The sequence below is a fragment of the Paenibacillus sp. Root444D2 genome (genome assembly GCF_001426375.1).
Classification (GTDB): domain Bacteria; phylum Bacillota; class Bacilli; order Paenibacillales; family NBRC-103111; genus Paenibacillus_E.
Genome location: NZ_LMEO01000023.1, coordinates 118,283 through 131,945, shown reverse-complemented (window position 1 = coordinate 131,945; position 13,663 = coordinate 118,283). Strand labels below are relative to the sequence as shown.

The 13,663-nt window shown below is 44.3% G+C and carries 11 protein-coding genes; 1 reads left to right on the top strand and 10 read right to left on the bottom strand.

Features of this window, described 5'->3' with window-relative positions; translation table 11 throughout:
• Nucleotides 1-48 precede the first annotated feature (48 nt).
• The 7 genes from ASD40_RS14800 to ASD40_RS14765 all read right to left on the bottom strand — a co-directional run bounded on the left by ASD40_RS14800 (nt 49) and on the right by ASD40_RS14765 (nt 9,058).
• Nucleotides 49-945 carry a carbohydrate ABC transporter permease gene (locus ASD40_RS14800; RefSeq protein ID WP_057304010.1) on the bottom strand — a complete coding sequence of 299 codons (897 nt, stop codon included), beginning with the start codon at nt 943-945 and terminating at the stop codon, nt 49-51.
• Nucleotides 946-948: 3 nt separating this feature from the next.
• Nucleotides 949-1,926 carry an ABC transporter permease gene (locus tag ASD40_RS14795; RefSeq protein WP_082562229.1) on the bottom strand — a complete coding sequence of 326 codons (978 nt, stop codon included), beginning with the start codon at nt 1,924-1,926 and terminating at the stop codon, nt 949-951.
• 1,863 nt (nt 1,927-3,789) lie between these two features.
• A complete protein-coding gene (locus ASD40_RS14790; protein WP_057304009.1) occupies nt 3,790-4,731 on the bottom strand; it encodes an AraC family transcriptional regulator in 942 nt (313 codons plus the stop codon).
• A gap of 100 nt (nt 4,732-4,831) precedes the next feature.
• Nucleotides 4,832-5,542, bottom strand: coding sequence for a metallophosphoesterase family protein (locus tag ASD40_RS14785; protein ID WP_057304008.1), 711 nt, complete (start codon nt 5,540-5,542; stop codon nt 4,832-4,834).
• A gap of 393 nt (nt 5,543-5,935) precedes the next feature.
• A complete protein-coding gene (locus ASD40_RS14775; protein WP_057304006.1) occupies nt 5,936-7,162 on the bottom strand; it encodes a Ger(x)C family spore germination protein in 1,227 nt (408 codons plus the stop codon).
• A 26-nt stretch (nt 7,163-7,188) separates the two neighbouring features.
• Nucleotides 7,189-8,805, bottom strand: coding sequence for a spore germination protein (locus ASD40_RS14770; protein ID WP_057304005.1), 1,617 nt, complete (start codon nt 8,803-8,805; stop codon nt 7,189-7,191).
• 25 nt (nt 8,806-8,830) lie between these two features.
• Entirely contained in the window at nt 8,831-9,058 is a 228-nt protein-coding gene (locus ASD40_RS14765) for a hypothetical protein (RefSeq protein ID WP_156390014.1), read from the bottom strand.
• A gap of 200 nt (nt 9,059-9,258) precedes the next feature.
• Between ASD40_RS14765 and ASD40_RS14760 the strand changes: the two genes are divergently transcribed.
• Entirely contained in the window at nt 9,259-10,371 is a 1,113-nt protein-coding gene (locus tag ASD40_RS14760) for a GerAB/ArcD/ProY family transporter (RefSeq protein WP_057304003.1), read from the top strand.
• 100 nt (nt 10,372-10,471) lie between these two features.
• On the opposite strand, the gene ASD40_RS14755 is transcribed toward ASD40_RS14760, so the two are convergent.
• The 3 genes from ASD40_RS14755 to ASD40_RS14745 all read right to left on the bottom strand — a co-directional run bounded on the left by ASD40_RS14755 (nt 10,472) and on the right by ASD40_RS14745 (nt 13,640).
• Nucleotides 10,472-11,566: a glycoside hydrolase family 88/105 protein gene (locus tag ASD40_RS14755; RefSeq protein WP_057304239.1), complete on the bottom strand. Its 1,095-nt coding sequence runs from the start codon at nt 11,564-11,566 to the stop codon at nt 10,472-10,474.
• A gap of 159 nt (nt 11,567-11,725) precedes the next feature.
• On the bottom strand, nt 11,726-12,601 hold the full coding sequence (locus ASD40_RS14750; protein ID WP_057304002.1) for a carbohydrate ABC transporter permease: 876 nt from the start codon (nt 12,599-12,601) through the stop codon (nt 11,726-11,728).
• A gap of 88 nt (nt 12,602-12,689) precedes the next feature.
• Nucleotides 12,690-13,640 (bottom strand): ABC transporter permease, encoded by a 951-nt coding sequence (locus ASD40_RS14745; RefSeq protein WP_057304001.1) that lies wholly within the window; start codon nt 13,638-13,640, stop codon nt 12,690-12,692.
• Between the last annotated feature and the right edge of the window lie 23 nt (nt 13,641-13,663).

Sequence of the window (13,663 nt, the reverse complement as noted above, 5' to 3'; positions counted from 1 at the left end):
CCCCTAAATATTGTGTGGTATATATCAAGGACTATTTGCCCCAAGATATCAGCCTTTGACCGATCCAATCAAGACGCCTTTGACAAAATGCTTCTGTAAGAACGGGTACACGACCAGAATGGGCGTGACTGCAATGACAATCGCTGCCGCTTTAATCCCTTCGGGTGTAAGCGTCATCTCCGCAACACCCTCGCTGCCGGACGCACGATCCAGAAGATTCTGATCCACCTGCAGGATCATTTGATAGAGCTTGAGCGTTAAGGTTTGCTTGGTTGTTTTGGTAACATACAGCAATACATTGAAGTATGAATTCCACCAGCCTACGGCATAAAAGAGTGAGATAGCAGCTATGATCGGTTTGCATAATGGCAAAATGATTTGAACCAGAATTCGCCAGTCCCCCGCGCCGTCAATAGACGCTGATTCCTCCACTTCCTCCGGCAAGCCTTCCATGAACGTTTTCATCACAAACATGTTGTACGTACTGATTAATGAGGGAAGCCATAAAGCCCAATAGGTATCCATAAGTCCTAATGATTTAACGAGTATAAAATTCGGGATTACCCCCGAAACGAACAACATGGTGAAGGTGATGAAAATAAGCAGCCCATTACGCCCCATCAGTCTTCGTCTGGAAAGCGGATACGCAGCCAGTAAAGTAAGTGTCATATTGAGCGCTGTGCCGACTATGGTTACCAGCACCGTATTCCACATCGCTACAAAGAGCTGTCCATCCTGGAAAAGACGCTTATAGGCCTCCGCATTGAATTCGACCGGCCACAACGTCACTTCACCCGCTGTAATAGCCCTGCTGCTGCTGAAGGACGATACAACCTCATACCAGAACGGGTATAAGGCAATTAACGAAAGAAAACCGAGTATCGCATAATTTGCTGACGTCCCTAGACGAGTTACGAGGGATTGCTTTTTATATAAACTTTGCATCGCTTACCATAACCCCCGTTCTCCAAACGCTCGAGTCAATCTGTTTACACCTACGACCAGTATCAACCCAACTGCGGATTGGAACAACCCTAGAGCCGTTGTATAACTGTAGTTCATATTCTGCAAACCGACACGATACACGTATGTGCTAATTACATCCGCAACATCCAAGACCGACATGTTCTGCAGAACCAGTGTCTGCTCAAGCCCCACATCCATCATCTGCCCCATTCGGAGAACGAGCAGGATAGCTATTGTGCTGCGAATGCCCGGCAATGTAATATGCCAAATCTGACGAAGCTTCGATGCGCCATCCATCTTGGCCGCCTCATACAGCTGCGGATCAATCGAGGCCATTGCAGCCAGATAAAGAATCGTGCCCCAGCCCGCTTCCCGCCATATGCCTGATAAGGTATAAGCAACAGGCCACCAGCCTGAGCTAGCCATGAAATAAATAGGCTCGATGCCAAACACCTTCGTCAGCACCAAATTGACAACTCCCGTGCTTGGTGAAAGCATAGCAATGAAGATGCCCCCAAGGACAACCCATGAGATGAAATGGGGCAAGTAGAGCAGATTCTGAACGGTCCGCTTGTACCATTCTTTGCGTACTTCATTAAGCAGAAGCGCGAGTAATATCGGCACCGGAAATCCAAAAACAAGGCTGTACACATTGAGCAGCAGCGTATTTCTTAATACTCTCCAGAAATCGATGCTTTGGAACAAGCTTGTGAAGTGTTTAAGCCCTACGAACTTGCTGCCGAAGATACCGTCGGCGAATCGATAGTCCTTGAAGGCAATAATCTCGCCGGCCATCGGAGCATATTTAAATAGCAGATAAAATCCAATCACAGGCAGAAGCATCAGATACAAATGTCGATCCCGGATCAAGCGGCCTCGGAATGCGGACGGAATCGGCTTGGTTGGAATTGGCTTCCGCTGGCTTAGCTTCTTATGTAAGCCGGTCACTCTTTCCTCCATGTTGTGTTCACCCTTTCCAAATGTGAGCCTGCTGTTGTGCCGGCGATATCATCGTATCCTGCCGCTGCTTACTTGCAAATAGACACGTTTTGCTCTGCTGTCTTTTCTTAACAATTGCCCTGTCACCTTACTTAAACTAGGTTCATTTTCCTAAGGTGACCGCAACTAATCAATACAGTAACGAAGGCGGTTTACCTTGGTTTCCGTGCCTTGACGGCGAAACGAGCTTATTCGAGTACAGTGATGGGCGATCCTCGGTTCCATAGGCGCGGATAGCAGCGCTTATGCTATGCGTACTCTCGCTTTAAGCGCGGATATCGCGCTTTCTCCCTACGCTCTACGCACGCTCACCGCAAGCCCGCTCTCCAGACCCAGACGCACTAAAAAAACCTAGCAGAAGAATGATCACTGCTAGGTCCTTTGTTGTGCTATGCGATACGTTTAGTTGGGAGGGAATTGGACATAGGGCCTTGAAATCGTGCTTCTTTGAATTTATTTAGCGGTTATAACACGATTCCAAATACGGCCGCTATCGCTTTTCCACTCCAATTCTATTCCCTTTTCTGTTATACTTTGTGCTTCCTTCCACTTCTCTACTCCCTATTCGGCTTTCAATTCGGTATTCATATCCGTAAACCCCTTGTAATATTCCGGGTACATTTCCCCTCCACAAGCTTCGCAGGAATTGCGGTTGCACTTTAAGGTATCCATTAACGCTTTAGTTCTGTAAAAAACTTAAACATTCTTATATGTTAAGAAAACCTTGGCCATTAGCTAGGCCCTTCGATTAACAGCCCCTCCCAGCTTCTAGGACATCATTACATGCCACATACAGCGCGGGTGTCAGCGCTGTTTTCATCTGCAACGATGAAAATCATCGTTGCAGCGAGCGACTGCCACGGCTGAGACATCTGTAACGATGTAAAACATCGTTACAAGTCGCACGCAGCGCGGGTGCCAGCACTGTTTTCACCTGCAACGATGAAAATCATTGTTGCAGCGAGCGACAGCCACGGCTGAAACATCTGCAACGATGTAAAACATCGTTACAAGTTGCACGCAGCGCGGGTGCCAGCACTGTTTTCATCTGTAACGATGAAAATCATCGTTGCAGCGAGTGACAGCCACGGCTGAGGCATCTGTAACGATGTAAAATATCGTTACAAGTCGCACGCAGCGCGGGTGCAAGCACTGTTTTCATCTGCAACGATGAAAATCATCGTTCTAGCGTGCGACAGCCACGGCTGAGACATCTGTAACGATGAAAATCATCGTTGCAGCGAGCGACAGCCACGGCTGAGACTTCTGTAACGATGTAAAATATCGTTACAAGTCGCACGCAGCGCGGGTGCAAGCACTGTTTTCATCTGCAACGATGAAAATCATTGTTGCAGCGAGCGACAGCCACGGCTGAGACATCTGTAACGATGTAAAACATCGTTACAAGTTGCACACAGCGCAGGTGCAAGCACTGTTTTCATCTGTAACGATGAAAATCATTGTTGCAGCGCGCTACAGCCACGGCTGAGACATCTGTAACGATGTAAAACATCGTTACAAGCCTCACGCAGCGCAGATATCAGGCCTTATATCATCTGCAACGATGAAAATCATCGTTCTAGCGCGCTAGAGCCATGGCTGAGACATCTGTAACGATGTAAAACATCGTTACAAGCCACACACAGCGCGGATATCAGGCCTTATCTTAAAAAAAGAGACCCACAGCAACGGGCTGCGGGTCTTCAAGTATATATATTTAAAAAGGGGGTCGAATTTCAGTATAGGCCCCGAACCTTAAAGCCAGATGAAAACCAGATGTCATTTTGGTTACAAATGATTCCTATTTGTTACAGACATGCTGCTCTATTTTTCCTTGATCGGGATATATATGTCCATTTGGATAAGCTCATTTTTGGATGGGTTACAACGTTCATCATACAGTTCGAACTCCGCGCCACCTGCATGTTCATAGCCGGAATGAGGAAACCATTCTTCGAAAATGGACTTCCAAGTGCTCTGAATGGATGCAACGAATTGATCTTGAGTGACCTTAGGTGTCGTAAACACCACATACCTTGCCTCCGGAAATTCACGGCTTACCAAATCGGCTGGCACATCTTCAAAACCAGTGGCCTCCATTCCGATGATATAACTTAAATCCCCAGTCTCCATGTTGAAATCTGTACAAATACCCAGCTCAACTAATGAATCTGCATGTACCCGATTTGGAATGCGATTCCCCTTGCCCTCTTGGAAATACGAGCCCCAGAATGCAGGGATTTCACGATGGTTCCTTCCCTCTTTGCAGGACGTTTTCAGTTCATAGCCATTCAGTTTAAAAGCAGGCTTCGTCTTCAGTTGATATTCCATTCGAATTCCTCCTAATATAGGGATCTTTGAGCGTAGCTCAAAGTCTCTCCGCTTTGGGTTGAATTTTCTTTGCAGCACATTCGCTTTCGCATAAACTGGCGTCAATATGCCTTGTTTACGGTAAGCAATCGGCGTACGTTCAAAAACTTTTTTAAATGCTCGAGTGAAATTCTCGTGGGACTGGAACCCATTGTCGAGGGCAATATCGATTAACTTCTTCTCCGTATGTGCGATCTGATATGCCGCGCTCGCTAATCTTCTTTTCCGAACATACTCCATCACAGCTTCTCCCACCATGGTTTGAAAGACTCTATGAAAATGGAAGTCAGAGAAACAAGCGACTTGAGCTAAACAAGCAACAGATAAAGGCTCGGATAGGTGATCTTCAATATAATCCAAAGTCTTCTGAATCTGCACAAAGTAATCGGTGCCCATCGGTTGCCCCCCTCCAGCCTTCTAAACAAAGTGTAAGCTATTTATAATAACGGTTCTTGACCTTTCTTGCTAAAGGACTCGCCCGATGCGATCCCATCGATTATTTCCAACTCCCTTTGGAAGCAACCGAATAGGTCTTGTAGTGATTTCTGCCCTTGATTTCCAGACAATTGATTTGCAAGCCGTATGCGCAGCCGCCATCAATACCGATTTTATCACGATCGAACCAAACATCTGCTTTTCCGTGAATATCCTTGGCCGGCGTATGCCCAAAAACGACTGTTTTTTTTACAACGGTTCGCTGCTGAACAAAAGGAGCTCGAATCCACAAAAAGTCTCTTTCTGGTTGGGTTTTCCAATCCAAAAATGCAGGATTAAGCCCAGCATGAACATAAATGTGTGTCTCGTCCTCGTGATAGTATGGAAGATTATTTAGAAATGAAATATGATCGCTGAACTTTGCTCGAATTCGTTCTTTCGATTGCTTCAAATCAAGCTCCTCGGCACCGCAGAAGCTTTTAAACGTTTGGATACCACCATGTTCAAAAAACTTCATTTCCGTCAATGAATCTACGTCCCCCAGAACATCCACAAAACGCTGATCATGATTCCCTTTGAGCGCAATCGCTCCCTTTTCACGCACCAAATGCATGACGAATTCCACGGTTTCCCGACTTTGCGGCCCCCGATCCACGTAATCACCAAGCAGCACGAGCTGGTCTTCTTCGGCATTAAAATTTACTTTATCGAGTAATTGCTTGAATTCATCCACACAGCCATGTATATCACTTACGGCTAACGTTCTTTTCATATCCTGTACCTCCTGATGGCACGCTCCGGCAAATCCGCTCCCTAGCAAACTCTGAGTCTATGCGTATTTCTATGAATTAGGTTTTATTTTATCATAGTTTGGTTTATTCGGGATTCCTTAATTATCATTCAACTAACGTAAGAAACATGAAAAGGACGTCCCGATGGACGCCCCCTCATTCAACTTCCTGTTACTATTGATGTACAATACTCCTTTAATCTCGCGGCCAGATCGGAAGGTAAAGATGGAAAACAGCAAGAAAACTCAAGGTCATCCCTGCCATCATCAAAAAACTGTATATAAGCAGATCTTTACGATACTTTTTGTTCCTCATTCCGGGCACATCTCGAGAAGCAAGTAGTACAAAAAGAACTACAATCAGGATGACTTTCATTAACTTTCGGACTCCTTCTCTTTCAAAATTAAAGGTTTATTCGTTAAACCTGTACGGTTTACCGTCAAATCAGTAATGATATTGACTTTAAGCTTGGGAAAATCCTCCTCCCATTGCTTTTTAAACTTACTTTTCCACGCTTTTGGATATTTCCGTTCGACAGCGACTCCAAATCCGAAAATGTCTGATTTAAATTTTTTCTGTGCCATATCAAGTACCAACTGAATTCTTTTTTTGAGATCCTCTTCCAATTCTTTTTCCACAAAATGAATTACTTTTGGATCACTTACATCCAATTTCGAGTTATTCTCATAAAGATCGTTCTCAGCACTTACTTTCACTTCCATGGTTATTTCTCCATCCTTAAGAATCGGAGTGATTTGGGTCTTGGCCTTCAGTATTAAAACACTGATTTTTCCATTTCCCTTTTCCTTCGGAATGTTTACCGTGACAACACCGGTTTTCATTTCCTTGCGAAGCCAGAGAACCCCTCTCGTCTCTAGGTCATTCATCCAACCAATTAATTTATCCTTTTTGAATATCGCGGATCCATTGAGCGATAGGTTGGTTTCTACATTCGACACAGATGGTGCCTTTGAATCCTCTTCATTCATTAAATTCGAAGATACAATTTCCATTTCGGCAGCAACCGGTTCCACGCCTTCTGTTACAAGCATGTGGACAAACTCCTTTAGATTTATCCTTACGCCAATGTGCTGTTTCACTTCCTCCCTCATGACTTCCGATGGTATTCTTTCGAGTTTAGGGATAAACTTTAGAATCTTTAAAGCCTCTCCCTTGGTAAAAAGTATGTAACTGCGCATTCGCGCTTCCCGTTGTCTAATAAAAAAATCGAGTATCGGAGAAACTCCGTCTTGAGCCATTTGTTCGCCAATAACGATAATACCGCTGTGAGAAAAGAAAATGCGGCGCGGCAGTTTCTCTTGGAGTCTTCGATAGGCATCCAGAATCGATTCCCCCTTTTCTGAAGCGACCCATACAGCTTTAGCTCCTATACCTTTCTCCCCGCTAGAGCCCCCTTGGCCTGCAGCGCCTAACATTCGCGGAATAGCGATCTGCAGCGCTAAACGGATTTTACCATCCTCCGTTTTATCGATTCCTGCTGCGGTTACAAATGCTAGATCATTGACTTCTATCCGGCTCCAGCAGCCCGAGAGAATCGGCATCATCAAAAGGATCAATCCCAATAAAATCCGTTTTTTCATCCAACATTACCCTTCCGTAGAAAATCCTACTCCTTGCGGGTCGGCTGACCGGGACGCATGGACCTTTTCATTCGCTGCGGGTTTCTTTTTGCTCCTTCTTCCGGACGATTCGTCATACTCCACCAAGGCGCCCGTACAAGCACATCTTTAAAGTCACCAAAATGTAAAGGGGCCAAAGGTGACAAATAGGGCATACCGAATGATCGAAGGCGGCACATATGGCTCATGATAAACAATACGCCTAATAGTATGCCATATAACCCCAGTGATCCCGCTAGAAACATCATCGGAAAACGCAGCATTCTGATCGCGACTGCCTGGCTAAAGCTGGGAATGATAAAAGAAGCGATACCGGTGATGGATACGACAATAACCATGGGGGCGGAAACAATGCCCGCCTGAACAGCAGCTTGACCAATCACCAAAGCTCCGACAATACTTACCGACTGTCCTACCGGCCTAGGCAAACGCACACCAGCTTCGCGCAATCCCTCAAAGGCTATTTCCATTAACAATGCTTCAATTATAGCCGGAAAGGGAACCGTTTCACGGGAGGACGCCACACTGTATAACAGGCTTGACGGAACCAATTCCTGATGAAATGTTAATAAAGCAATATACAAAGATGGCAAAAACAAGGCAATCACCAGAAACAAAAAGCGTATCCAGCGGATCGCCGTCGAGATCATAAAGCGCCCATAATAATCTTCACTCGCCTGCAGCATTTCATAAAAAGTAACCGGAACATACAGGGCAAAAGGCGTATTATCGATAATAATCGCTACTTTCCCTTCCAATAAATTGCCAACGACTTTATCTGGTCTTTCTGTGCTCTGCACCTGAGGGAAAATGGAACTCGGAGTGTCTTCAATGAATTCCTCGATATACCCGCTTTCGAGAATCGCATCGATGTCAATCCTGCCGATTCTTTCACGGACTTCCGCTACCAGGGCTTCATCAGCAATATGATCCAAGTATGTAATGACGATCTCCGTTTGTGATAACCGTCCTACTTTCATCGCTTCCATCTTCAACTGAGGAGTTTTCAATCTCCTTCGAATAAGGCTGGTATTGGTCCGCAGGTTTTCCGTAAATCCATCCCTAGGACCGCGGATCACCGCTTCTGTTGCTGGTTCTTCAACCGAACGAGACTCCCATTCTCTTGCACTGACGAATAAAGCCTGATCGAAACCGTCAAGAATCAATGCGGTATCCCCGGACAACACATGATTTATCACATCTTGAAAATTCGCCCCACTGCTTACTTGCGCAGCAGAAATCACTTGATTCCGAAGCAAATTTTCCATTTCCTCATAATGACATATAGGTTGTGTCAAATGATTTTTCCCGTATGCCATTAGAGGTTTTATGACATCATCATCAATCAATTTCATATTGACAAGGCCGTCTAAAAAAAGAATCGTCCCCTTTTGCGTCTCACCTACTTGAAAATCCCTAAACACAATGTCTGAAGAACGATCAAAGATCGTTTTCAATTGTCCAACATTCTGTAAAAGATTCGTGCTAAGCAGGTCACTTTCCAAGGGTTTCGTGAGGATTGCGGCAGATTGTTCAACAAAGTTCGCGGGCTTTCGTTTAGAGGCCAATAAACTTTTCAACCAACGTAATGACCCTTTTCCCATGCTAAATCCCCTCACCTTTAAACCTTTATTTTTTCACCACCGTTAAGAAAAGATAACCGACCAGCATAACAACCATAACGACCATGTAGAAGGCTCCCATTGCGGCCAACAGCATTTCCAAAACAGTGAAAGTGTACAATTGTGGATGTACTACTAATTTCGACGTAATTTCCTGTAAGTAGAAATACATACACCATCCAATAAAAGCGATGAGCACGGAGGAAAAAAATAAATTACGAATATTCTTCATCATTTCTCCTCTAACAAGTGAGTTGTTCTTTTTTCAATTTCCAACTATTATCTTTCGACAAATGAAGGTAAATAATACCTAATTCCTACCACTTTCGTTTAAAAAGAAGACGAACGCTAATAATGATATCTAATTCAAAGAAATAGGATGACTTGATATGGCTTGAGAGTAAATTCTATGTACGATGTTAAGGTGAGGGCGATATGAATCAGGAGAAAATAGGTATCAAACAACTCTTTCTAATGATGATAGCTTTTGAAATAGGAAGTGCTGTCATTTTTGCGTTAGGAGCGGAAGCTAAACAAGATGCTTGGCTCGCCGTATTAATAGGCATGGTTCTTGGGCTTATTTTAATGTCCGTCTTCACCAAGTTGTCTGGGTATTATCCAAATGATTCCTTGATCCAAATCATTCAAAAAGTTGCAGGCAGGTACATTGGATATCCACTCAGTATCACTTATATTATTTATTTCACCTCTCAAGCTGCAAGGATCAGCCGAGACTTCTCCGATCTTATGCTCTCTACCATCTTAGTTGGAACCCCAGAAATTTTTATTCTTGCAAGTTTTGTTGCCGTCATTATTTATACGCTCCGCGGTGGTATTGAAGTATTTGGACGAATGGCCGAAATGGTGGTTCCCGGCGTTCTGTTAATATCCTTTGGCACATGGATCATTGTTTATGCTTCAGGAGTTGTAGACCTAAAACAGCTTACACCTGTACTCGGGACAGGAATAAAAAACGTATGGAAAGAGTCATTCCCAACCCTTACCAGCCTTCCTTTTGGTGAATTAGTCGTATTCACTATGATTTGGCCAACGTTAAAAGATAATGCAAAGCTTAAAAAGGTGGGGATGACTGCCGTTTTGACAGCAGGAGTTTTATTATCACTTAATATAATAGGCATGATCTCTGTTATTGGAGCTCAGTTGTACGGTATGTTAAATTATCCTCTTTTGTCGACGATACGAATGGCCTCGGTGGCGGATTTTCTTGAGCGGATTGATGCAGTGGTCATTCTGCTAATGGTAGCAGGGGGGTTTTTCAAAGTTGGTGTTTACATCTATGGTGCCGCGGCTGGAACAGCCCATTTATTTAATTTGAAGAGTTACCATTACGTTCTTATTCCGATTGCAGCGATTATTGCCCCTCTTGGTCATGTCATGACAAAGACATATGCCGAGCACCTATCTATAGGTTTTAAATTTAACATGACCTATGTTCAACTTCCTTTACAATTTGTAATACCTAGTTTGTTACTGGTAGCAGCTTACTTTCACCAAAAGGTACTATCCCACAGAAATTCTAAATTGTGATCAAAGGCAATAACGATTTAGTAGATTTCGTGCAAGGGTAAAAATAAGGCTGAACACGAAGTTGTGTCCAGCCCTTTTAGCACAAAAGCTCATAGCATTCTTACTTCATGAGTGACTCCATTTCTACACACGCCATCACGAATGTGCCAACGCCATGCAGATCGTTCTCACTAGTCGGACGAGTCACATAGTTCTCATAATCGCCCGCTGACGTTCCGATACAGATGAGTGGCAGAATCACCCGCTCCTGCTCGTCGAACTTCAGTGTTCGGATCAGTCCTTCATATCCCTTCACAGCTGCGTCCACACATTCTTGGCCGACAACCCCGTGCTTAATTGCTTTGGCAATCGTGTATACGAACAGATTGGTACAAGATGTCTCCAGCCAGTTATCCGGCTGATCACCCTTATCAACGATTTGATACCACAATCCGCTTTCCGCATCCTGATAACGAATCAACGCATGAACGAAATCATGCAGCGAGTTAACTAACTCTTCGCGCCCTGGTTCGTCCGCTGGGAGCTCATCAAGGAATTGTGTAACCGCTAGGCCATACCAGCCGAGTGAGCGTCCCCAAAATTCCGGTGAACAGCCAGTTCCCGCATTCGCCCACGGCATCTTCCGGCTTTCATCCCACGCGTGGTAAAGCAACCCTGTTTCTTTATCTTTCATATATTTGCGCATCAGTTTCTCTTGATGCAGCACCGTGGAGCGCAATGCATCATCTCCGAAAGCATTCGCATATTTCAATGAGAAGACACCTGCCATATACAAACCGTCCAACCACATATTGTAGGCATATTTATCTTTATGCCAGTAACCGCCCTCCGAAGTGAGATTCAGCGTGTTCAGCAAATTTCTCAGCTTATCCGCAGCGACTCGGTATTTACTGTGTCCTGTCTGTTGTTCCAATCTGAATAACAAAAGCCCCGCTTGAACCGCATCCAGTTCATCCCGTGCGAAATATAGATTGCCGTTATCATCGATCAAACCATCGACATACGCCTGAATGTAGGCGTCATAGCGATCATCTTGTTCAGCTTCCCACAGCATTTCCATGCCGCATAAGAAAACACCTTGGTGGTAATGCCAGCGCTCAGCAGGCGGGAGCTCCATCGGCGTGTACGTGCTCATAATTGAATCGCAGGCAGCTCGTGCCCATTCAATGGGTGATTTTACAAAATGATGAGACATCATAATCCCCTCTCTATTCCTAAGTGTTTTGTGAATCAACTGACGGATTCCAACTTGAATAAGCATGACCAATACAATAATCCAAGGATGCCATACATGATCAATCTGTCCAGCCGTTAGCATAAAAAGAAGCAAACCTGCCGCACGAAAGGCATTTCCTTAACCCTTAATGGAGCCGATCATAGCCCCTTTAGCAAAGTGCTTTTGCAAGAACGGATACACGCACAAGATCGGTAAAGTCGCAACGACGATAACTGCCATCTTAATCGATTGTGCAGGAGGCGGGGTGACACTATCCAAATCCGCACTGACATCCATCCCGCTGGCGAGCACGACAATTTGTCGGAGGAGGACCTGAATCGGCCACTTGGCGCTCTCATTCAAGTAAAGAATAGCGCTGAGGTACGTGTTCCAATATGTCACGGCATAAAATAACGAGATGGTTGCAATAGCCGGCATCGATAAGGGCAGCACAATTCGGAACAAGATGCCAAAGTCGCTGCAGCCATCGATCTTGGCAGACTCTTCGAGTCCCTCTGGAATGTTTTGAAAGAAATTTTTCAAAATAATTAAATTAAAGGCACTGATCGCAGATGGAAGAATCAACGATGCATAGCTGTCAATCATCCCCAGTTCCTTCACAACTAGGAAGGTCGGAACCAATCCGCCGTGAAACAACATCGTAAACACAACAAGAAACATAATGATTTTTCTTCCATCAACGTCTCTACGGGACAAACCATATGCCATAAGAGCTGTGATAAACATACTGATAATCGTTCCCGCAAGCGTGGTGCCAATCGAAACACCCATGGCTTTAAAAATCGTATTCGTTGAGAAAATGAATCGATATGCCTCTATGCTCCAATCCGTCGGAATGATGACAAATTTCTTGGCCGCCATTTCCGCACTTGTCGTAAAGGAACCCGCTACAACGTGTACAAAGGGGATAAGCGTAATGAGACCAATGATCGTTAGCAACAAATAGTTGATGATGCCAAACATTCTGCCGCCTAGCGATGTATCTTCAACCATGGTAGAACCTCCTTAGAGTTTTGCTTTAGCAAAACTTACTTCGTAAGCGCTACTGAGTTTTGCGTTAGCAAAACTTGCTTCGTAAGCACTAATAAACGCCCTCTTCGCCCATCTTCTTGGCAATTCGGTTAACTAACATAACCAGCACAAGTCCAATAAACGATTTGAACAATCCGATTGCAGCACTGTAACTGAACTGCCCTTGTTTTAACCCTGCTGTATATACATAAGTATCAATGATCTCAGCAACATCTCGGTTCATGGAGTTGAGAAGCAAGTAGACATGTTCAAAACCGAGTTCGAGAACCGCACCAATTTTCAAAATTAATAAAACAATGATGACACTTCGAATAGCAGGCAAAGTAATATGCCACATTTGTCTAATCCGTCCTGCACCATCCATACGCGCAGCCTCATACAACTGAGGATCAATGGAAGCAATCGCCGCCAGATAAATAATCGTGCCCCAACCCGCTTCTCTCCAAATCACTTGAAGAATATAGATCGGTCTGAACCATTCCGGAGCTAACAAGAAATTGATCTTTTCAAATCCAGAAAACTCAATAATATCGTTGATAATTCCGCCGTCCATCGTCAGCATAACGAAACTGATCGAGACAATAATAACCCATGACATAAAGTGTGGCAGATAGACGATCGTTTGAAATACTTTTTTGAAAAGATCCCCTTTGACTTCATTTAGCATGAGTGCCAGAATGATCGGAATCGGGAAATAAAACAAGAGATTCATGACAAATAAAATTAACGTATTGCTTAAAATAATCAAGAAATCGGGCTCTGTAAACAACCGCCGAAAATGCTCTAATCCAACCCATTCACTCCCGCTAATCCCTTTAAAAGGTTTATAATTCTGAAATGAAATGATCAATCCGTACATAGGGATATATTTGAAAACGAGAAAGTATAAGACTCCCGGCAGCAGCATGACGTAGATCCATTTGTTTTTCCAGAGTCGTCTACCCAGTTCGCTGCTTTGTTTCCTAGCCACCACACGTTGTGCTACATTCACTTCCTGCATACGGTTTCTTCCTTTCCGAACGA